We start from the raw sequence: 20,545 nt of genomic DNA on the forward strand, positions 1-20,545 counted from the left end.
TCCGCGCACCCGGCCCGGCGGGTCAGCCGAGGCGACCGGCGTCCGTGCCCGGGCCGTCGAGCATCGCCGACCCCAGCAGGTGCTCCGGCACGCCGAGACCCTCGACGAGTGTCGTCACGTGCGGACGCAGGGTCCGGCAGCGTTCGTTGATGCCGCGTGACACGGCCTTCGCTCGCTCCACCGACAGCTGCCGGTGCTCCATGTACCAGGCCTTGTCCTCGTCGATGACACTCAGCGCGTACAGGTCGCACAGGTCCGACAGCAGCTCGCGGCCCGCCTCGTCGGGACACGAGTCGATGCCCGCGACGAACGCCTCCAGCACGACCCTGTCGATGTGGGCCTGCGCGGCGTGCAGCACGTGGTCCTGCACGAAGTTGAACGCGTCGAACATGTTCTCCTCGCGGTTCGACGCGGCCTGCAGCCGCCGCGCCGCCGTCGAGAGCAGGTATTGCTCACGGGACTCGAACATCGCCATCTGCGTGCCGCGGTCGAAGAGGCTGCCGTCCTCCTCGTTGTCCTTCCGGGTGTCGACGAGTGTCTGGAGGATCTGCTGCGCGGCGGTGCGCTTCTTGACGATGTCCGACACCGTGACGGCGGCGAACTTCATCCACTCCACCGGGCTCATCCCGCGGACCTCGTCCGCGTAGGCGGTGAGCAGTTCCTTCGCGACGAGCTGGGTCAGCACGTGGTTGTCGCCCTCGAACGTGGTGAACACGTCGGTGTCCGCCTTCAACGCCGTCAGCCGGTTCTCGGCCATGTATCCGGCGCCGCCGCAGGCCTCGCGGCACTCCTGGATGGCGCGCGTCGCGTGGGCGGTGTTGGCGACCTTCAGTCCGGCGGCGCGGCCCTCGAGCTCACGCTGCTCCTGCGGGTCGACGTCGTCGACGGGCGTGGTCTGGATCCGGTCCATGGTCGAGACCAGCTCGTTCTGCGCGAAGGTCAGCGCGTACGACCTCGCGATCAGCGGCAGCAGGCGGCGCTGATGCACCAGGTAGTCCATCAGCAGCACCTCCTTCTCGTCGCCCGGGGCGCTGAATTGGCGGCGCTGCAACGCGTACCGCGTCGCGATCGACAGCGCGACGCGGGCCGCGGCACCCGCCGAGCCGCCGACGGTGACCCGGCCCCGCACGAGCGTGCCCACCATGGTGAAAAAGCGGCGGTTCGGGTTCTCGATCGCCGAGACATAGGTGCCGTCGGGCTCGACGTCGGCGTACCGGTTGAGCAGGTTTTCCCGCGGGATCCGCACGTGGTCGAACATGATCCGCCCGTTGTCCACGCCCGGCAGGCCGCCCTTGTGGCCGCAGTCGGAGGTGGTGACGCCGGGCAGGTCGTCGCCGTTCTCGTCGCGGATCGGCACGACGAAGCAGTGCACGCCCTGGGACTTGCCCCCGGTGATCAGCTGCGCGAACACCGCGGCGACCGTCGCGTGCTGCGCCGCGCCGCCGATGTAGTCCTTGCGTGAGGACGGGGTGGGGGAGTGGATCACGAACTCCTCGGTGCCCGGGTCGTACGACGCCGTCGTCTCGAGTGACTGGACGTCGGAGCCGTGACCGGTCTCGGTCATCGCGAAGCAGCCGAGCAGATCGAGGTCGATGAGCGGGCCGAGGTAGCGCTCGTGGTGACGGGTCGTGCCGAGATTCTCGATCGCGCCGCCGAACAGGCCCCACTGCACCCCGGCCTTGACCATCAGCGACAGGTCCGACATGGCGAGCATCTCGATCGACGCCACCGCGCCACCGGCGTCGCCGCCCCCGCCCACCGCCTTGGAGAAGCCCACCCGGGCATAGCCGGATTCGGCGAGCATCCGCATCTGCTTCAGCGTGATCGCCCGGGCCGCGTCCAGGTCCGGCGTGTAGTGCGGGGCAAACTCGGGCCGGTCCAGATCCGCGCGGGCCCGCTCGCGCGCCTGCCGCCACGCGCCGTCCAGGGTGATGCGGATGTGCTCAGCTGTGGTCGTCATGGACTTGACACTAGGACGATTCGGGCCCCTCGTGTGGGTATGTGAGAACGCCGGTATCGGCTGCAGGATGCGCCCAGTCCGTCGGGACGTCCGCGCCGCCTTCCGGACTGACCCGCGTCCCGACGCGGGCCAGCAGGGGGTCGGGGCGATCGGTCCCGCGAAGAGGGCCTGGCCCAGCCCGAACGTCGTGGCGCGGTGCAGCATCGCCGGCGGGACGTGCGAGAACAGGTGTGCGAGCTCCTCGATGTCGGTGCTGCCGTTCATGCGCATCAGCAACAGGTTGTCGCACTGGGACACGACGTTCGGATGCACCTTCCCGGGGCGCTGCGTGGCGACGAACAGGTGCAGCCCGAACTTGCGGCCCTCGCCGGCGATGAGCACCCCCCAGATCCGCGGTGCTCGACGACAACGGGTCCGCCGTGACCGACGGCAGGATGTTGTGCGCCTCGTCCACCACCAGGAGCATCGGTAGGCGGCGCCGCCGCAGCATCCACAGCCGGCCCAGCAGGCCGAGTGACACCGCGGCCCGCTCGCCGGGGGAGTTCCGGCTGCCGAGATCGATCACGAAGCACCGGCCCGCCGTCAGGTCGAGCTCGGCGGCCGAGCGTTCGTCCCCCCGGCGCCACAGCTCCCACGCCGCGATCCCCAGGTTGTCGATGCGGGTCGCGAGACGCGCGGTCGCGGGGTCGGCCGCCGCCGCGGACCGCACGTCCGCGACCGAGTAGGGGACGGCGAGGGAGGCGGTGACGCGGCGCAACGCCGAGTACTCGTCGGGGTCGTGCACCGGGTCCAGGCGCAGCAGCAGCGCCTGCGCGACGAGGGGAAGGTCGCTGAGATCCAGGCACAGCAGGTGGTCGGAGGCGGTGCCGCGGGCTCGCACCACCCGCACTCCGGTCGCGGCCTCGCGATGCCGGCGCGCGGCGGGGGAGTCGTCCCCCGGATCCCCAGGCCGGTCGCGGAACCCGCCAGCGTCCGCACCATCGCCCGGCCCCGCACCGACCGCACCGGCAGACCCGGTTCGTCGACGGTGACGTCGACGTCGACACCGACGTCCACCGGACCGGTGAGAAATACCTCACGACCGTCGGCGGACAACGCGGCGGTGACCACCCGGAAACGGTCCGCGAGGGCGATCCGGACGTCGTCGAACGAGACCATGGTCACATTCCTATCGGAACGACCGCCGTTGCAGGGTCCACGCCTTTTGGCAAATCCCGCGAAACTGGGACACTGGAGGTCGTGACTGCGACCCCCGATGCATCTCGCGCCCGCGACTCCGTATCCACCGCACTGTTCGACCGGGCGTCGAAGGTGATTCCCGGGGGTGTGAACTCTCCGGTCCGCGCATTCGGATCGGTCGGCGGTACCCCGCGCTTCGTCGCGTCCGCCTCGGGCTACACGCTGACCGACGTGGACGGCAATTCCTACGTCGACCTGGTGTGTTCGTGGGGGCCCATGATCCTCGGCCATGCGCACCCGGCGGTCGTCGACGCGGTGTGCAGCGCCGCCACGACGGGCCTGTCGTTCGGCGCGCCGACCGCCGGTGAGGTGGAACTCGCCGAGGAGATCGTGGCGCGCATCGAACCCGTCGAGCAGGTCCGGCTCGTCAACTCGGGCACCGAGGCGACGATGAGCGCGGTGCGGCTGGCCCGCGGATTCACCGCCCGAACCAAGATCGTCAAGTTCGCGGGCTGTTATCACGGTCACGTCGACGCCCTGCTCGCCGACGCCGGCTCCGGCGTCGCCACCTTCGGGCTGCCGACGTCGCCGGGTGTGACCGGTGCGCAGGCCGAAGACACCATCGTCGTGCCGTACAACGACCTCGAGGCGGTGCGCGCGGCGTTCGTGGCCAACCCGGGGAAGATCGCCGCGGTGATCACCGAGGCCGCCGCCGGCAACATGGGCACCGTCCCGCCGCTGCCGGGCTTCAACGCCGGCCTGCGCGAGCTGACCCGCGAGCACGGCGCGCTGCTGATCATGGACGAGGTGATGACCGGGTTCCGGGCGGGACCGGCCGGCTGGTACGGCATCGACAATGTCGCCGGCGACCTCATGACGTTCGGCAAGGTGATGAGCGGCGGCCTGCCCGCGGCCGCGTTCGGCGGCCGCGCCGACGTCATGGCCCACCTCGCGCCGGCGGGGCCCGTCTACCAGGCCGGCACCCTGTCGGGTAATCCGGTCGCCGTCGCCGCCGGGCTGGCCAGCCTGCGCGCCGCCGACAGCGACGCCTACGCCGCGCTCGACCGGAACGCCACCACCCTCGGACGGATGATCGGCGAGGCCCTCACGGCCGAGGGCGTCGCGCACCGGGTCCAGTTCGCCGGCACCATGCTCAGCGTCTTCTTCACCGAGGACCCGGTCACCGACTACGCGCAGGCCAAGGCCGCGCAGACGTGGCGGTTCCCGGCGTTCTTCCACGCGCTGCTCGACCACGGCGTCTACGCCCCGCCGAGCGCGTTCGAGACGTGGTTCGTCTCCTCCGTGCTCGACGACGACGCGTTCTCCCGCATCGCCGACGCACTGCCGCACGCAGCGAAGGCCGCGGCGGCCGCCACCGTCTGAGCGGGCCCTCCCACGCCACCACACCCGACGCACACCCGAGGAATTCCCACGTGACCGAACCTGCCCCGTCCGAGACCCGCACCATCGTGCACGTGCTCCGGCACGGCGAGGTGCACAACCCCAGCGGCATCCTCTACGGCCGTCTGCCCGGCTTCCGGCTGTCCGTGACCGGGGAGGCACAGGCTCGGTCGGTGGCCTCGGCCCTCGCCGACCACGACATCGCGCACATCGTCGCCTCCCCGCTCGAGCGGGCCCAGCAGACCGCCCAGCCGATCGCGGACAAGCACGGCCTGCCGGTGGCGACGGACGACAACCTGGTCGAGGCGGGCAACCAGTTCGAGGGCCTGCGGGTCGCCGTCGGCGACGGGGCGCTGAGCCGGCCGCGGCACTGGTGGAAGCTGCGCGACCCCTTCACCCCGTCGTGGGGAGAGCCCTACCTGCAGATCGCGCACCGCATGCTCGCCGCCGTCAACGCCGCCCGCATCGCCGCGGTCGGCCGGGAGGCGGTGTGCGTCAGCCACCAGCTGCCGGTGTGGACGCTGCGCCGCTTCCTCGAGGGCGAGCGGCTGTGGCACAACCCGCAGCACCGCCAGTGCAGCCTCGCGTCGCTGACCTCGCTGGTGTACCAGGGCGACACCCTCGTCGACATCGTCTACTCCGAACCGGCCGGGGCCTCGGACCCGACCGTCCACGGCGCATGAGGCGCCGGGCCACGCGACGGGCGGCGCTGGCGGCGGCGGCGCTGGCCTGCGGCCTCACTCTCACGTCGTGCGCCACCGGTGACGACGCCGTCGCCACCGGGGGCACCTTCGACTTCGTCTCGCCCGGCGGCCAGACCCGGATCTTCTACGACCCGCCCACAGACCGCGGCACCCTCGGTGCACTGTCGGGCGAGGACCTGATGAACGAGGGGCAGACCCTGTCGCTCGACGACTACGCCGGCCAGGTGGTGGTGCTCAACGTGTGGGGCCAGTGGTGCGCCCCGTGCCGCAGCGAGGCCGACGACCTCGAGCAGGTCTACGAGGCCACCAAGGATCAGGGCGTGCAGTTCCTCGGCATCAACGTCCGCGACAACCAGCGCGACAAGGCCCAGGATTTCGTCGTCGACAACCGGGTGGGCTACCCGTCGATCTACGACCCGTCGATGCGCTCGCTGCTCGCCCTGGGGTCGAACTACCCGACCTCGGTCGTCCCGACCACGGTCGTCCTCGACCGTGACCACCGCGTCGCCGCCGTGTTCCTCACCGAACTGCTTGCGAGCGATCTGCAGCCGGTCGTCGAGCGCGTCGCCGCGGAAAGTCCGTCCGAGCAGTGACATGGGTGGTGCAGTGACATGGGTGGTGCAGTGACATGGGTGGTGCAGTGACATGGGTGGTGCAGTGACATGGGTGGTGCAGTGACATGGGTGGTGCAGTGGTGAGCAGTAGTCCGCTCGTGAGCGAGGCCGTCCTCGCCGCGGGCATCGGGGACACCTTCCAGTCGGTCGCCTCGTCCGGCCCGCTGCTGCTGGCCCTCGGGGCGTGCCTGCTGGCCGGACTCGTGTCCTTCGCGTCGCCCTGCGTGGTGCCGCTCGTGCCCGGTTACCTCTCCTATCTGGCCGGTGTCGTGGGTGCCGAGGCCCCCGCGGTGACCGCCGCCGAGGCGCGCGGGCGCACCACCACCGTCCGCAACGACGGGCGCCTGCGCGTCGCCGGGGCCGCCGCGCTGTTCGTCGCCGGATTCACGGTCGTGTTCGTCCTCGCCACCGCGTCGGTGTTCGGCGCGATCTCCGTGCTCTCCGTCAACCGCGAGGTGCTGATGCGGATCGGCGGGGTGGTCACCATCGTGATGGGCCTGGTGTTCGTCGGGCTGATCCCGGCGTTGCAGCGCGACACCCGCCCCGAACCCCGGCGCATCTCCGGACTGGCAGGCGCGCCGCTGCTCGGCGGCGTCTTCGCCCTCGGGTGGACGCCGTGCCTCGGTCCCACGCTCGCCGGGGTGATCTCCCTGGCCGCGGGGACCGAGGGCACCACCGCCGCGCGGGGCGTCGCGTTGATCGTGGCGTACTGCCTCGGCCTCGGGCTGCCCTTCGTCGTTCTCGCGCTGGGCTCGGCCCGGGCCCTGCGCGGGGTGGGCTGGCTGCGTGCCCACGCCCGCACCGTCCAACTCGTCGGCGGCTTCATGCTCATGGCCGTCGGAATCGCCCTCGTCACCGGCGCCTGGGACGTGTTCGTCTCCTGGATCCGGGACGCCTTTATTTCCGAGGTCACGCTCCCGATTTAACGCCTCTCCTGCCTGAAGGCGGGAGATTCCCGGCTCAGGCCGCAACCGCACCACCGAGGAGGTGATCCGCTTGTCTGACGTCGTCGACACCGGTGTGGCCACGCTCCGCCACAGCCAGAACCACTCCGGCAGCGTTCCGGTCCCGGCATCCGCTGTAGCCGCAGGCCGGGCACCGGAAGATGCGTTGCTCGAGTCCGAGGGGCTGCTTGGCTCTCGCGAAACACCTCGAACACGTCATGCTCGTGTACGCGGGCCGCACCAGCACCACCTTCCGGCCGGCCCGCCTGCCCCGCTCGACGAGTTCGCGCTTGGTCGCGGCGATCGCCGCGTCCGCGGCCTTGCGCGCCATCGTGGACCTGGCGAGGAACCGGGGCCGGAAATCCTCCACCGCGATCACCGCATGATGGGCGACCACCCGCCGCGCCCACGCCTGCGCCTCGTGCCGGGTCCGCCCCGCGGCCTTCTGCTGGATCTTCGCCGCCCGCTTACGGGCCCGCCGGTAGCCGTTCGACGGGGTTCGGCCTCTTCCCCGGCGGCGACGGGCCATCGTGCGTTGCGCCTTCGCCAACTCCGCCGCGCAGCGGGTGCGGTGCTGCCGGTGCGGCAGGTCGAACCGTTCGTCGGTGGTGGTGGTCGCGGTCCTGCTCACGCCCCAGTCGACACCGATCGCCGAACCCTCCGGCGCGTCCGGCATCGGGACGCGGTCGCGGGTGACGACGAACGAGGCATACCACTGCCCCAGCGCATCGCGGGTGATGCGCACACTCGACGGCTCGGACGGCAGCTCCCGCGACCACACCACCGCGATGCTGACCCCCTTGGCCAGCACCAACCGGCCCTCGCGCACGGTGAAGCCGCGGCGGGTGTACTCGAGCGAAGGCAACGCCTTCTTGCGGGCCTTGAACCGCGGCCGGCCCCGCCCGGTGATCCGGAACGAATCGTCCAGGGCCCGGGCGTAGGTCCGCAACGTCTGCTGCTGGGCCACCTGGGATCCGGCCCGCAACCACGACGAATCCTTGCGGGCTCGGGTGAGCAGTGCGCTCAGCTTCCCGAAGGTGGGTTTCGCCCCGGCCTTCTGTTGGTGGACCGCCTCGTTCCACAGGAACCGGCAGCGATGCCACTCGTCGAGCAGGGCGCGTTCGGCGAGGCGGCCCGGCCGCAGCCGGTAGTTGTAGCGCACCACCTCCACCCCCATGCCCGGCACCGTAGCCGCACCCACCGACACGTGTGCTCGACACCACCCCGATACCGGGAAGGAGGACGGCGTTTTTTCTCCCTCGGGAACGAGGGAGTACCCGCGCCGAACACCATATGACGGCCACCGACACCCCCACCGCCCCACCGTCGCCGACCCCGCCGCCGCGGCAGGGCCCGGCCGGTCGGACCGCGGCGTTCGTCCGCAACACCTGGCGCGGCCTGACGTCGATGCGCACCGCGCTGGTGCTGCTGTTCCTGCTCGCGCTGGCCGCGATCCCCGGCGCGCTGCTGCCGCAGCGCAGCCTCAATTCCGGCAAGGTCGACGAGTACATCGCCGCGCGCCCGGCCCTCGGGCCGCTCCTGGACCGGCTCGAGTTGTTCGACGTGTTCGGCAGCTTCTGGTTCACCGCGATCTACGTGCTGCTGTTCGTCTCCCTGATCGGCTGCATCCTGCCGCGCTGCACGGAGTACTACCGGGCGCTGCGCACCCGGCCCGTGCCGGCGCCGCGTAACCTGTCGCGGCTGCCGCACCACCTCGAGACCACGGTCGACGCCTCGCCCGAGGAGGTGCTCGCCCGGGTGCGCGGTCAGTTGCGGGGCTGGCGCATCGCCGAGCGCGGCGCGGAGACGGCCGTCGGGCGCGGCGCGCGCGACGGCGAGCTCACGCTCTCCGCGGAGAAGGGGTACCTGCGCGAGGCCGGCAACCTGCTGTTCCACCTCGCGCTGGTGGGTCTGCTCGCCGCGGTCGCGGTGGGCAAGCTGTTCGGCTACGAGGGCCAGCGCATCCTGGTCGCCAACGGTGAGGAGTTCTGCACGAGCTCGCCGGCGGCGTTCGACTCGTTCCGCGCGGGCAACACCCTCGACGGCACGGGCCTGACTCCGATGTGCATCCGCGTGAAGGACTTCTCCGCGGACTACCTCGACAACGGGCAGGCCGAGATGTTCACCTCGAACATCGACTACCAGGCGGGGGCCGACCTGACGACGAACACCTGGCGCGACGCGCAGCTGCGGGTGAACCACCCGCTGCGGGTCGGTAGCGACCGCGTCTACCTGCAGGGCCACGGCTTCGCGCCGTCCTTCACGGTGACGTGGCCCGACGGCGAGACCCGCACCGAGACGCTGCAGTGGCGGCCCGACGACGCGACCACCTTCCTCAGCAGCGGCGCGATGCGGTTCGACCCGCCGGGCGGGATGTACCCGGATCCCGACGAGCGGCGGCGCAACCAGATCGCGATCGAGGGCCTGTTCGCGCCCACCGCGGTGTTCCACGGCAACCTGTTGTCCTCCGGTTACCCGGCGCTGACCGATCCCGCCGTCGCGATCGACATCTACAAGGGCGACACGGGTCTCGACACCGGCACCCCGCAGTCGCTGTTCTCCCTCAACGGTGAGCTGATCAACCAGGGCCGGCTGGTCAAGCAGGACCGGGTGAACCTGTTCGCGGGGGAGAGCGTGACGCTCCCCGACGGGACACAGATCCGCTTCGACGGCGCGACCGATTTCGTGAACCTGCAGGTCTCGCACGACCCGGCGCAGACCTGGGTGCTGGTTTCGGCGATCACGATGATGGTGGGGCTTCTGGTGTCGTTGCTGATCAAGCGCCGCCGGATCTGGGTGCGGGCCTACCCGGCCGGTACAGTGGCCGACGGGGAACGACGTACCGTAGTAGAACTCGGTGGTCTCGCCCGGACCGACCAGGCCGGATGGGGTGACGAGTTCGAGCGTCTGACCGGCCGACTGCTCGGCGACGACACGACCGCACGTGCGAAGGCAGCACAGGAGAAGAAGGCATGACCCTCAACGAGACTCTCGCGCAGTACAGCGACTGGGCATTCGAATCGGCGTTCGCGGTGCTGGTGCTCGCGCTGGTGCTGCTGATCGCCGAGTACGCCTCGCACCGGGCCGATCTCGTCGCCGAGCGCGAGCGCACTCTCGTCGCCGTCGGCGCGGCCGGCGAGCCGCCCTCGGCGCCGGACGGTCCGGGCCGGGTGGAGGAGCCGCGGGGCCGGACGCTGTCCGAGCGTCTCGGCAACATGGGGCGCGCGCTCGTCGTCGTGGTGGCCGCCCTGCAGGTCACGTCGATCGTGCTGCGCGGGCTGTCCACCGAGCGCTTCCCGCTCGGCAACATGTACGAGTTCGTGTCGATGGCGTGCGCCGCGGCGGTGCTGTTCGGCCTGGTGGTGCTGCGCCGGCCGGCCTACCGGATCATGTGGGTCTACCTGCTCGTGCCGGTGCTGATCCTGATGTTCCTCGCGGCGACCGTGCTGTACGCCGACGCCGCGCCCGTCGTGCCCGCCCTGCAGTCGTTCTGGCTGCCCATCCATGTGACCATCATCAGCGTCGGCAGCGGCATCTTCCTGGTCTCCGGCGTCGCCAGCCTGCTGTTCCTGCTGCGCATCCGGTTCCCGAAGGGCGAGGAGGGTCGCGGCGTGTTCGGCCGGATCGCCGAGCGCCTGCCGGACGCGCAGACCCTGGACCGTCTCGCCTACCGCACCACCATCATCGGGTTCCCGCTGTTCGGCGCCGGCATCATCCTCGGCGCGATCTGGGCCGAGGCCTCCTGGGGCCGGTTCTGGGGCTGGGATCCCAAGGAGACCGTCTCGTTCATCACCTGGGTGATGTACGCGGCGTACCTGCACGCCCGCGCGACGTCGGGCTGGCGCAACACGCGCGCGGCCTGGATCAACGTCGCCGGCTTCGTCGCCATGCTGTTCAACCTCTTCATCATCAACATGGTCGTCTCCGGTCTGCACTCGTACGCCGGCCTGACCTGATCTGTTATCGTCCGCGTCGGCCGGGCCGTGGGGGACCGGGGACGGGGGACGACGTGGTGCCGGAGGACGGCGGGCGGACGGGGACGGCGCAGCCGTCGGCGCGGGATCTGGACGCATCGCTTCTCGTGAGCCGGGTGCAGCCGGCGCCCGCGCGGGGGTGGCGCCGGGCCGTGTACCGCGGCACCGGCGGGCGCATCGATCCCGGCGACAGCCGACGGGGCCGGCAGCGCCGCGAACTGGTCGAGCAGGTGCGCGGACCGCTGCACGGCTGCTACCGGATCGCGCTGCTGAGCCTGAAGGGCGGGGTCGGTAAGACCACCACCACGGTCACGCTCGGATCGACGTTCGCGTCGTTGCGGGGCGACCGGGTAGTTGCGGTGGACGCCAATCCCGACCGGGGGACACTCAGCCAGAAGGTCGCCGACCGAACGTCCGGCACGGTGCGCACGCTGCTGCGCGACGAGGCGCACATCCACCGTTACGGCGACGTCCGGGCCCACACCTCACAGAACCGGCATCGCCTCGAGGTGCTGGCCTCGGACAGCGACCCGGCCGTCTCGGAGGCGTTCAGCGCGCGGGACTACGAGCGGGCGCTGGCAATCCTCGAACGGTTCCACAACATCGTGCTCACCGACTGCGGCACGGGACTGATGCACTCGGCGATGCGCGCGATCCTCGAGAACGCGGACACGCTGGTGGTCGTCAGCTCCGGATCGGTGGACGGTGCGCGGAGCGCCTCGGCGACGCTGGACTGGCTCGACGCCCACGGCTACCGGGACCTGGTGGCCCGCTCGGTGGCGGTGGTCAACGCCGTGCGGCCCCGGTCCGGCAAGGTGGACGTGGAGCGGCTGGTCGAGCACTTCGCGCGGCGCTGCCGCGCCGTCCACGTGCTGCCGTTCGATCCGCACCTCGAGGAGGGTGCGGAGGTGGACCTGGCCCGGCTGCAGCCACGCACCCGGCGAGCTCTGCTGGAACTCGCGGCGGGGGTCGCCGCCGACTTCCCGCGTCGCGGTCACCGGGGCGAGCGCAGCGACGGGACAGGTCACCGGGGCGAGCGCAGCGACGGGACAGGTCACCGGGGCGAGCGCAGCGACGGGACAGGTCACCGGGGCGAGCGCAGCGACGGGACAGGTCACCGGGGCGAGCGCAGCGACGGGGCAGGTCACTCGGCCGGAGATCAGTCTCCGGGGTCCTGATCGGGTCCGGGGGTGCCGTCGGCGGACCTGCGCCGGAACTCCCGGTCGACCTCCCACAGGAAGTCCGGGTCGTCGTCGGGTCCGATCACGCGGGTCGGCCGGGAGCGAAGGTCGGGACCGAACGCCTTCCACAGCAGCACCGCAATCGTGAGGGCCCCGACTATGGCCAACAGGTAGAGCACCACGCACCTCCTCGCCGCGAGCAGTCCGCCGGCGTTTCCGCAGCCGGCCGGGCCTGCCCCTTCAGTCTATTCGTAGTGGCGAGAGTGCAGATGTGGCCTGGGTCCCCGACGATGCCTCCGTCTCCTCGGATCAGCGGGTGGCTTCGGTGGTGAGGGAGCGCAGCAGCGCGAGTACCTCGGACTCCCGGAAGCGGCGGTGACCGCCGGGGGTGCGCAGCGAGCCGAGCCGGCCGGCGTGGGCCCAGCGGGTGACCGTCTTCGGGTCCACGTGGAACAGGGCCGCGACCTGGCCGGGGGTCAGCAGCGATTCCTTCGCGCCGTTGAATGCGGGTGCGCTCATCGATGGTCCTTCCGGGTGTTTCGTCTCGTTCGGATCGACGTGGCCATGTTGACACCGAATACCCCGGTTGCTCGAACGGTCTACGGTTGGTAAAGCGGAAGTAATAGACAAAACGGACGGTCGCCCAGCAGAGTGCCCGCGCGCGGCGGTTACCCTGGACGGGTGAGTGAAGCATCGCAGAACCGTCCTGACCAGCCCGCCAACGCCGGCACCGGCAAGGGCACCCTGGCCCGGGACGTCGCCCTCTACTCGCTGGCCCGGCTGGCCCTCGTCCTCGTGCTCGCTGTGGTGATCCTCTACGTGCCCCGCCTGTTCGGAGTGGAGATCCCCCTGCTGGTCGCCGCGCTCTTCGCGGTGCTGATCGCGCTGCCGCTCTCGCTCGTCGTGTTCGCGCCGCTGCGCCGCCGGGTGAACGAGAGTATCGCGTCCGTCGACGCGCGCCGGCGCGCCGACCGGGCCGACCTGCAGGCCCGCCTGCGCGGCGAGGATCGTAGGTGAGTGACGGCGTCGTCGATCGCAGCGCGTCGCGGGACTGGGTGGACCGTGCCGTCCAGCTGATCGAGGCCGACGCCCAGCGCAGCGCCGACACGCACTTGCTGCGCTATCCGCTGCCTCCCGGGTGGGGCGTCCAGCTGTACCTGAAGGACGAGTCCACGCACATCACCGGCAGCCTGAAGCACCGGCTCGCGCGGTCGTTGTTCCTCTACGCCATCTGCAACGGCTGGGTGCGCGAGGACACCCCGATCATCGAGGCGTCGTCCGGTTCGACCGCCGTCAGCGAGGCATACTTCGCGAAGCTGCTCGGCCTCGACTTCGTCGCGGTGATGCCGCGCAACACCAGCCCCGCCAAGGTTGCGCTCATCGAGGCGCAGGGTGGGCAGTGCCACTACATCGACCGGCCGCCGGAGATCTACGCCGAGGCACGCCGGCTCGCCGTCGAGCTGGGCGGTCACTACATGGACCAGTTCACTCACGCCGAGCGGGCCACCGACTGGCGCGGCAACAACAACATCGCCGAATCGATCTTCACCCAGCTGCAGCTCGAGGAGTATCCGATCCCGGAGTGGATCGTCGTCGGCGCCGGCACCGGCGGCACCAGCGCGACCGTCGGCCGGTACATCCGGTACCGCCGCCACCGCACCCGGCTGGCCGTCGTCGACCCCGAGAACTCCGCGTTCTACGGCGGGTACGAGACGGGCTCCGTGGACTACACCACCGGCATGCCGTCGCGGATCGAGGGCATCGGTAGGCCCCGGGTGGAGCCGTCGTTCGTCGGCCAGGTGGTGGACCGGATGATCCGGGTGCCCGACGCCGCGTCGATCGCCGCCATGCGGCACGCGAGTGAGAGCCTGGGCCGCCGCGTCGGGGGCTCGACCGGGACCAACCTGTGGGGTGCGTTCGGCCTGATCGCCGAGATGATCGCCGACGGCCGGCGCGGCAGCGTCGTCACCCTCCTGTGTGACGGCGGGGAACGCTACGCGGGCACCTACTTCGACGACGGCTGGGTGGCCGGTGAGGGCATGGATCTGGCCGGCCCGACCGCGACGCTCGAGAAGTTCGCGGCCACCGGCAGGTGGGAGGCCTGAGCCGTCGCGGCCCCGGCCGCACCCGACCCTACGAGGCCGTAGCCTACGGTGTCGTAGGTTGAGTATCGTGGGGGCATGGAACGCCCCGTCGTGGCCCTGGACAACTACGAAGCCGTCTACGACTTCTACCTCGAGCACCGGCAGAGCCGGCCCGTCGCCCGGGCGGCCTACGCCCTGCTCGCCGCCCGGTACCGCCCCCGGGTGCGCTGCGACGACCGGGTCCGCGATCGCCTCCGCGAACTCATCCGGGCTCGGACGCCGCTCCTGATCGTCGCCAACCACCTCACCCACAGCGATCAGTACGTCCTCGCGGCGACGGCGTGGCGTTCCCCGCTGCGCCCGGTGATCGGCAGCACGCGGGTGCTGGCGAAGGACGAGCTGTTCGCCGACGAGTCGCAGCGCCGCAAGATCGACATGATGGGCGGGATTCCGGTCTTCCGGGCCAAGAACCACGGCCTGCGGGCGGTCTCCGACGCCGGGCGCCGGATGATGGACGTCTCCGCCGCCCGGCTGCATCATGGCGACAGTGTCGCGATCTTCCCCGAGGGCACCTGCAACGAGGGGGACCCGACCCGGTTGCAGCCGCTCGGGACCGGTATCGGGCACATCGTCCGCCGCTCGCGCGATCTGGGGGCGCGGCCCGCGCTGGTGTGCGTCGGTATCGGCTACGGGCCCGGCAAGGACCCGTCGCGCCCGGCGAGCGTGTTTCTCACCGAGCCCGTCACCGACCTCGACGGCAAGGTTCGCGACGTCACGCGCCTGGTGCAGGACGAACTGCAGCGTGCGGTGGACGGCGCCGTCGCGCGGTACTGAGCCGGTCGCGCTCCGTCCCGGCTTGTCAACTCTTCTTGACGTCCGCCTGCTTGTCAACGTAAATTGACGGTATGACCGAGGCCACCACACTCGCCGCCGCCGCCGGAAGTCCCGACCCCGCAGAGGGGCTGCGGGCTGTGCGGGCCCTGCGACGGTTGCTCGAACGACTCGAGGCGATCCAGGTCGACAACGCCCGCCGGCAGGGCTGGTCGTGGCAGGCGATCGCCGACGCGCTCGAGGTGAGCAGGCAGGCCGTCCACCAGAAGTACAACCGGAAGCGTGGGTGATCCGCCGTGTTCGAACGATTCACCGCCGGCGCACGAGCTGCCGTCGTCACCGCGCAGGGGGAGGCCCGGGAGCTGAACGCTCCCCGCATCGAGCCGGCCCACCTGCTGCTCGGCCTCCTCGTCACCGCGGACGTGACGCTGCGGCACCTGCTCGCCGACGTCGGCCTCACCGCCGAGACCGTGCGCAGCGAACTCGCCCGGGACACCGGGGTGCTCGGCGACGAGGACGCCGCCGCGCTCGGTGCTATCGGCATCGACCTCGATTCCGTCCGGGCCCGGCTCGAGGAGACCTTCGGCGAGGGCATCCTCGACCGCGGACCCGGCCGGAACCGGCGGGGGTCCTTTGCCGGTCACCTTCCGTTCGATCCTGCCGCGAAGAAGTCCCTGCAGCTCGCCCTGCGGGAAGCCCTCGCGCGCCGCGACCGCGTCATCGGCTGCGAGCACCTCCTGCTCGGGGTACTGCGCTCCGACGACGACCGCGCCTGCACGCTCGTCGAGTCCCACGTGTCCCGCAGGGCGCTCCGCGACCGCCTGCGGGACTACCCGGGTCGCGCCGCCTGACCGACCGGTTCCCGACCGCGCGCCGGGGCCGGAATGTGCGACAGTGGCGGCATGATCAACTTCCTGGTCCGGCTGGTCCTCAACGCCGTCGCCATCTGGCTGGCGGCCCAATGGGTCTCCGGCATCGACTTCACCGGCTCCGGCACCGGCGCCGCCAACGAGATCATCTCCCTGCTGGTGATCGCGCTCGTCTTCACCGTCGTCAACGCCTTCGTCAAGCCGCTCGTGCAGCTGCTGTCGCTGCCGCTGCTGATCCTGACCCTGGGGCTGTTCACGCTCGTCGTGAACGCGCTGATGCTCCTGCTCACCGCGTGGCTGAGCGAGTTCACCGACTACGGCCTGACCGTCGAGGGCTTCTGGACCGCGTTCTGGGGCGCGCTGATCATCTCGATCGTCAACTGGGTGCTCGGCGTGCTGGTGCCCGACCGGGACTGAAGTTCCGGGCGCGGGACGCCTCAGGCCAGGAACAGGGCGGCTGCGGTCGCAACGGCCCACACCAGCATCGCCAAGCCCGAATCCCGCAGCGCGGGGATCAGGCTCAACCCCAGGCCGCCGGACCGCACGGGTGCATGGGCGCGCACCGCGAACGGCAGCGCCAGCAGGCCCGCCAGCGCCCACGGCGTGCGCGCCACCAGTGCCAGCGACGCCGCGAACGGCACGGCCAGCAGCATCAGGTGCAGCGTCCGGGTCCGCGGGTCGCCCAGCCGCACCGCGAGCGTGCGCTTGCCCGAGACGGTGTCGGTGGGGATGTCGCGCAGGTTGTTCGCCACCAGCACCGCGCTCGAGAACGAGCCCACCGCCACCGCACACGCCAGCCCGACCCAGTCGGCCCGGCCGGCCTGCACGAACTGCGTGCCCAGCACGGCGACGAGCCCGAAGAACACGAACACGGCGATCTCGCCGAACCCGCTGTAGCCGTAGGGGTTGCGGCCGCCCGTGTAGTACCAGGCGCCGGCGATGCACACCGCGCCCACCAGGAGCAGCCACCACGCGCTCGTGATCGCCAGGGCGATCCCGGCCACCGCGCCCACTCCGAAACACGCGAACGCGGCCCGCTTGACCGACGCCGGCGACGCCGCCCCGGATCCCACCAGCCGCAGCGGCCCGACGCGGTCGTCGTCGGTCCCGCGGATGCCGTCGGAGTAGTCGTTGGCGAGGTTGACCCCGACGATCAGCGCCAGGGCGACCACCAACGCCAGGAGAGCCTTCCACCACACCACGCCGTCGAGCGCGGCCGCCGCCCCCGTGCCGGCGACGACGGGTGCGATCGCGTTGGGAAGGGTGCGCGGACGGGCGCCTTCGAGCCATTGACCAGCGGTTGCCATGCGTCGATCCTGCCATCGAGCGAATGTGCCATCCTGTCGGCCCGAGGAGATGAGCGATACATTCGCTCGGCCGAACCGGTCGGCCTACGAGAACCGGGCGACCAGTGCCCGCCGGTCCACCTTGCCGGGGCCGCGTAACGGCAGGGCCGGCACGACGTGCAGCGCCCGCGGCGCCGCCGTGACGTCCAGCGACGCGCTGGTCCAGGCTCGCAGGTCGTCGAGGGTGGGGGAGGCGCCGCCCTCCGGGACGACGACGGCCGCCACCCGTTGACCGAGCCGGGGGTCGGGCAATCCGATCACGGCGCATTCGCGTACCGCGGGGTGCTCGAGCAGGACGGCCTCGACGACCTGCGGCACGACGGTGAGGCCGCCCGTGGAGATGGCCTCGTCCAGGCGCCCCAGGATGCGGAGGACGCCGTCGGTGAGCTCGCCCGCGTCGTCGGTGCGGAACCAGCCGGGTTCGGCGAACGCCGGATGATCGGGCAGACCGCGATAGCCGCGCGCGAGTGTGGCCCCGCCGAGCCACACCCGCGACTGCGCGTCGACCCGGACCGTGGTCCCGGCCAGTGGGACCCCGTCGTACACGCACCCGCCGCACGTCTCGCTCATCCCGTAGGTGCGGACGACGGTGATCCCGGCGTCCTGCGCCCGGCGCAGGACCGGGGCGGGCGTGGCGGCACCGCCCAGCAGGACCGCGTCCAGGTCGGCGAGGGCCGCGACGGCGTCCGGGTGGTCCAGGGCCTTGATCAGCTGCGTGGGCACCAGCGACGTGTAGCGCCGCCCACCGGGCATGGCGGCGACCGCCGCCGGCAGCCGAGCCGGATCGAAGCCGCCGGCGACGTCGATCACGACGGGCCCGGCTCCCGCGAGCAGGCCCCGCAGCAGCACCTGCATTCCGGCGATGTGGTGGGCCGGCAGCGCCAGCAGCCACGAGCCGCGTCCGCCGAGGCGCTCGTGGGTGGCGTCACCGCTGGCCCGCAGCGCCCCGGCGGTCAGCTGGGCGCCCTTCGGGGTGCCCGTGGTGCCCGAGGTGGCGACGACCAGGCCGATGCCGTCGTCGACGGGTTCGCCCGGGCGCAGCGCTTCGGTCAGTCTCCGGATTTCCCGGTCGTCGGCGACCGGCACCGGGAGCAGGGCCGGTCCGTCGCCGTCGAGCATGCGCCGTAGTGCGGGCAGCACCTCCCGCACGGCGTCGCCGGGGGGGACGGGCAGCACCTCGAGATTCATGTGGCGGGGCCGGTGAGCGGCCACCCTCCGGTCTCGAGGTGCCGGCGCACCCGATCGATGTCCTGTTCGAGCGGCATCTCGTTGGTGATCTTCGTGATCAGCACGGCGATGTCCGTCTTCGAGATGGGCAGGTCCCCGTCGTCGACGAGGGTGTGCGCCACCTGGTCGACCTCGTCCTCCGACAACCGCCGGCTGAGCAGCGCGAACAGCGGTACGTAGTCCTGTTCCGGCACGCCCTCCGGGTAGCCGGCCCGCAGCCACTCGATGATCGAGGTGAGGAACGGTGGAAGGGTCACGGGGGCACCTCCTCAGTCCGTCCCGTCGTCGCCGGTCACCACGGTCCCGTCCTCGGCGACCACCGGCCAGCCTCCCGCGGCGAGGTGCCCGGCGACCCGTTCGAGGTCCTCCTCCGCCGGTTCCTCGTGCAGCACGCCGGCGATGATCTGCTCGAGCGTGTCGTAGTCGACACAGCGCTCGGGATGCTCGTGCGCCGTGGCGATCGACATCTCGCACACCTTGGCGATCTCCTCGTCCGTCAGGCGCCGCCGCAGCACGGCGAGCAGCGCGAAGTGATCCTTGGCCGGGATGCCTTCCGGATAGCCGGCGCGCAGCCAGTCGAGGACCGAACGGAGCGAGTACTTGGGCAATGCGGTTCTTTCGTGGGACGGACGGCGGGACAGTGGTGGCTCAGAAGACGTCGATGCCGAAGGTGCTCGACAGGAAGTCCGAAGCCAGCAACAGTATCCCCGCGACGATCGCGATCAGCACGACGGCGAAGCAGACGACGGCGCCGGCGATGCCGAGCGGGTTCGGCCGGGCCTGCTCTCCGGCGCGCCCCGCGACGAGCGATCGCATGCCCAGCGCGAAGACGGCCGGCAGGCCCGCTCCGAAGAAGAGGCCGACGAGGACGACCTGCCACAGCGAGCTCAGGGTGTTCGTCAACAGGTTCACGGGCGTCCCTCCGTGGGTGTGGTCGGTGCGGCCGGCACGTCCTCGGGGGCCGGGGTCGGGGCCGGAGCCGGAGCCGGAGCAAGCTTGCCGTCCCATTCCGCGGTGACGTTGGAGGCGTCGATCGGCTGCCGGCGCGACCGCAGGTACATCAGCACCGACAACGCGCACAGCACCGCGAACACCAGGATCACGCCTGACAGGCCGCCGATCAGGTGGGCCAGACCCCAGCACAGCGCGCCGACGAGCGCTGCGGACGGCAGCGTGATCAGCCAGGCGACGGCCATCCGGCCGGCGACGCCCCAGCGCACGTTCGCGGAGCGGGTGCCGAGTCCGGACCCCAGGATCGAACCGGTCGCCACGTGGGTGGTCGACAGGGGCAGACCGAAGTGGCTCGAGGTGAGGATGATCGCGGCCGACGACGACTCCGCTGCCATGCCCTGCGGCGGTGCGATCTCCACCAGCCCCTTGCCGAGGGTGCGGATGATGCGCCAGCCACCGAGGTAGGTGCCCAGGGCGATCGCGACGGCGCAGGAGAGCTTCACCCAGAACGGCATCTCCGCCTCTGCGGTGAGGCTGCCGTGCGCGACGAGCGCCAGGAAGATCACGCCCATCGTCTTCTGCGCGTCGTTGGTGCCGTGCGCCAGCGACACCAGGGAGGCGGAACCGATCTGGCCGATGCGGAAGCCGTGACCGCGGGTGTCGTCGGGCACCGTACGGGTGATGCGGTGCACCGACCAGGTGCCGACCGTGGCGACGAGTGCCGCCACCACCGGCGCCAGCAGCGCCGGGATGATCACCTTGCCGATCACTCCGTCCCACACCACGCCGTCGATCCCGAGGGAGGCGAGGGCGGCGCCGATGAGGCCGCCGAACAGTGCGTGCGACGAGCTCGACGGCAGGCCGAACAGCCACGTCGCGAGGTTCCAGAGGATCCCGCCGACGAGACCGGCGAACACGATGAGCAGCAGGGCCTCGCCGCCGGTGCTGTCCAGGTTGACCACCCCCTTGGCGACCGTCGCGGCGACCTCGACGGACAGGAACGCGCCGACGAGGTTGAGCGAGGCGGAGAGGGCGACCGCAACCTTCGGTTTCAGGGCGCCGGTGGCGATCGATGTCGCCATCGCGTTCCCGGTGTCGTGGAAGCCGTTGGTGAAGTCGAATGCGAGGGCAGTGACTACCACCACCAGGAGGACGACAAGCTCTGCGGTCACATCTGCCGATTGTGAGGTAGCCGGTGGGTAAAAGTACAGCGACAGCGAGGTGAACGCGGACACCCCGGCTCCTTCCGGTGGTGGCAGCCCGCGTGCGCCGGTTCCCCG

At 71.3% G+C, this 20,545-nt stretch carries 23 protein-coding genes and 1 pseudogene; 13 read left to right on the forward strand and 11 right to left on the reverse strand.

The window, feature by feature from the left end; all coding sequences use genetic code 11:
• Positions 1–22 precede the first annotated feature (22 nt).
• Both ACWPOB_RS14230 and ACWPOB_RS14235 read right to left on the reverse strand, forming a co-directional pair.
• Positions 23–1,960 (reverse strand): acyl-CoA dehydrogenase family protein, encoded by a 1,938-nt coding sequence (locus ACWPOB_RS14230; RefSeq protein WP_455401227.1) that lies wholly within the window; start codon positions 1,958–1,960, stop codon positions 23–25.
• A 10-nt stretch (positions 1,961–1,970) separates the two neighbouring features.
• Complete coding sequence (locus tag ACWPOB_RS14235; RefSeq protein ID WP_455401228.1) at positions 1,971–2,843, reverse strand: hypothetical protein; 873 nt, start codon at positions 2,841–2,843, stop codon at positions 1,971–1,973.
• A gap of 356 nt (positions 2,844–3,199) precedes the next feature.
• On the opposite strand from ACWPOB_RS14235, the gene hemL reads away from it, so the two are divergent.
• The 4 genes from hemL (at position 3,200) to ACWPOB_RS14255 (ending at position 6,784) form a co-directional block, all read left to right on the forward strand.
• Positions 3,200–4,522 (forward strand): glutamate-1-semialdehyde 2,1-aminomutase, encoded by a 1,323-nt coding sequence (gene hemL, locus ACWPOB_RS14240; RefSeq protein WP_455401229.1) that lies wholly within the window; start codon positions 3,200–3,202, stop codon positions 4,520–4,522.
• 50 nt (positions 4,523–4,572) lie between these two features.
• A complete protein-coding gene (locus tag ACWPOB_RS14245; RefSeq protein WP_100057935.1) occupies positions 4,573–5,223 on the forward strand; it encodes a histidine phosphatase family protein in 651 nt (216 codons plus the stop codon).
• Entirely contained in the window at positions 5,220–5,837 is a 618-nt protein-coding gene (locus ACWPOB_RS14250) for a TlpA disulfide reductase family protein (RefSeq protein ID WP_100057936.1), read from the forward strand. The genes ACWPOB_RS14245 and ACWPOB_RS14250 overlap by 4 nt, the downstream gene beginning before the upstream one ends.
• An 86-nt stretch (positions 5,838–5,923) precedes the next feature.
• Entirely contained in the window at positions 5,924–6,784 is an 861-nt protein-coding gene (locus tag ACWPOB_RS14255; RefSeq protein WP_455401230.1) for a cytochrome c biogenesis CcdA family protein, read from the forward strand.
• A gap of 34 nt (positions 6,785–6,818) precedes the next feature.
• Here the strand turns inward: ACWPOB_RS14255 and ACWPOB_RS14260 are convergent, their stop codons facing one another.
• On the reverse strand, positions 6,819–7,979 hold the full coding sequence (locus ACWPOB_RS14260) for an RNA-guided endonuclease InsQ/TnpB family protein (protein ID WP_455401231.1): 1,161 nt from the start codon (positions 7,977–7,979) through the stop codon (positions 6,819–6,821).
• A gap of 116 nt (positions 7,980–8,095) precedes the next feature.
• On the opposite strand from ACWPOB_RS14260, the gene resB reads away from it, so the two are divergent.
• From resB to ACWPOB_RS14275, 3 genes and pseudogenes are all read left to right on the forward strand, one after another.
• On the forward strand, positions 8,096–9,778 hold the full coding sequence (gene resB, locus ACWPOB_RS14265; RefSeq protein WP_455401232.1) for a cytochrome c biogenesis protein ResB: 1,683 nt from the start codon (positions 8,096–8,098) through the stop codon (positions 9,776–9,778).
• Positions 9,775–10,758, forward strand: coding sequence for a c-type cytochrome biogenesis protein CcsB (ccsB, locus tag ACWPOB_RS14270; RefSeq protein WP_455401233.1), 984 nt, complete (start codon positions 9,775–9,777; stop codon positions 10,756–10,758). The genes resB and ccsB overlap by 4 nt, the downstream gene beginning before the upstream one ends.
• Before the next feature lie 95 nt (positions 10,759–10,853).
• Positions 10,854–11,762, forward strand: a pseudogene (locus tag ACWPOB_RS14275) (MinD/ParA family ATP-binding protein); the annotation flags it as partial.
• Positions 11,763–11,935: 173 nt separating this feature from the next.
• Here the strand turns inward: ACWPOB_RS14275 and ACWPOB_RS14280 are convergent.
• Both ACWPOB_RS14280 and ACWPOB_RS14285 read right to left on the reverse strand, forming a co-directional pair.
• Positions 11,936–12,139 (reverse strand): hypothetical protein, encoded by a 204-nt coding sequence (locus ACWPOB_RS14280; protein ID WP_100057732.1) that lies wholly within the window; start codon positions 12,137–12,139, stop codon positions 11,936–11,938.
• Between the two features lie 127 nt (positions 12,140–12,266).
• The gene (locus ACWPOB_RS14285; RefSeq protein WP_006935908.1) at positions 12,267–12,476 is read right to left on the reverse strand and encodes a BldC family transcriptional regulator; all 210 of its coding nucleotides are present in this window, start codon (positions 12,474–12,476) and stop codon (positions 12,267–12,269) included.
• 162 nt (positions 12,477–12,638) lie between these two features.
• Here ACWPOB_RS14285 and ACWPOB_RS14290 point away from each other — a divergent pair, with 162 nt between their 5' ends.
• The 6 genes from ACWPOB_RS14290 to ACWPOB_RS14315 all read left to right on the forward strand — a co-directional run bounded on the left by ACWPOB_RS14290 (position 12,639) and on the right by ACWPOB_RS14315 (position 16,158).
• Positions 12,639–12,974: a DUF4229 domain-containing protein gene (locus ACWPOB_RS14290; RefSeq protein WP_100057731.1), complete on the forward strand. Its 336-nt coding sequence runs from the start codon at positions 12,639–12,641 to the stop codon at positions 12,972–12,974.
• Positions 12,971–14,062 (forward strand): L-cysteine desulfhydrase Cds1, encoded by a 1,092-nt coding sequence (gene cds1, locus ACWPOB_RS14295; RefSeq protein ID WP_100057730.1) that lies wholly within the window; start codon positions 12,971–12,973, stop codon positions 14,060–14,062. Before ACWPOB_RS14290 ends, cds1 begins: the two co-directional genes overlap by 4 nt.
• A 75-nt stretch (positions 14,063–14,137) precedes the next feature.
• Positions 14,138–14,875: a lysophospholipid acyltransferase family protein gene (locus ACWPOB_RS14300; RefSeq protein ID WP_100057729.1), complete on the forward strand. Its 738-nt coding sequence runs from the start codon at positions 14,138–14,140 to the stop codon at positions 14,873–14,875.
• A 71-nt stretch (positions 14,876–14,946) separates the two neighbouring features.
• Positions 14,947–15,162, forward strand: coding sequence for a hypothetical protein (locus ACWPOB_RS14305; protein WP_003937583.1), 216 nt, complete (start codon positions 14,947–14,949; stop codon positions 15,160–15,162).
• A gap of 6 nt (positions 15,163–15,168) precedes the next feature.
• Entirely contained in the window at positions 15,169–15,723 is a 555-nt protein-coding gene (locus ACWPOB_RS14310) for a Clp protease N-terminal domain-containing protein (protein WP_455401234.1), read from the forward strand.
• 51 nt (positions 15,724–15,774) lie between these two features.
• Positions 15,775–16,158 (forward strand): phage holin family protein, encoded by a 384-nt coding sequence (locus ACWPOB_RS14315; RefSeq protein ID WP_006935897.1) that lies wholly within the window; start codon positions 15,775–15,777, stop codon positions 16,156–16,158.
• A 20-nt stretch (positions 16,159–16,178) separates the two neighbouring features.
• Here ACWPOB_RS14315 and ACWPOB_RS14320 read toward each other — a convergent pair whose 3' ends face one another.
• From ACWPOB_RS14320 to ACWPOB_RS14345, 6 genes are all read right to left on the reverse strand, one after another.
• The gene (locus tag ACWPOB_RS14320) at positions 16,179–17,048 is read right to left on the reverse strand and encodes a 1,4-dihydroxy-2-naphthoate polyprenyltransferase (RefSeq protein ID WP_100057727.1); all 870 of its coding nucleotides are present in this window, start codon (positions 17,046–17,048) and stop codon (positions 16,179–16,181) included.
• Positions 17,049–17,132: 84 nt separating this feature from the next.
• On the reverse strand, positions 17,133–18,275 hold the full coding sequence (gene menE / locus ACWPOB_RS14325) for an o-succinylbenzoate--CoA ligase (protein ID WP_455401235.1): 1,143 nt from the start codon (positions 18,273–18,275) through the stop codon (positions 17,133–17,135).
• Positions 18,272–18,571, reverse strand: coding sequence for a DUF3349 domain-containing protein (locus ACWPOB_RS14330; RefSeq protein ID WP_006935891.1), 300 nt, complete (start codon positions 18,569–18,571; stop codon positions 18,272–18,274). Before ACWPOB_RS14330 ends, menE begins: the two co-directional genes overlap by 4 nt.
• 12 nt (positions 18,572–18,583) lie before the next feature.
• The gene (locus ACWPOB_RS14335; protein ID WP_455401236.1) at positions 18,584–18,922 is read right to left on the reverse strand and encodes a DUF3349 domain-containing protein; all 339 of its coding nucleotides are present in this window, start codon (positions 18,920–18,922) and stop codon (positions 18,584–18,586) included.
• A gap of 40 nt (positions 18,923–18,962) precedes the next feature.
• On the reverse strand, positions 18,963–19,226 hold the full coding sequence (locus tag ACWPOB_RS14340; RefSeq protein WP_006935886.1) for a hypothetical protein: 264 nt from the start codon (positions 19,224–19,226) through the stop codon (positions 18,963–18,965).
• Positions 19,223–20,437, reverse strand: coding sequence for an anion permease (locus ACWPOB_RS14345; RefSeq protein ID WP_455401237.1), 1,215 nt, complete (start codon positions 20,435–20,437; stop codon positions 19,223–19,225). Before ACWPOB_RS14345 ends, ACWPOB_RS14340 begins: the two co-directional genes overlap by 4 nt.
• Positions 20,438–20,545 lie beyond the last annotated feature (108 nt).

Source organism: Rhodococcus sp. 2H158, from assembly GCF_053764755.1.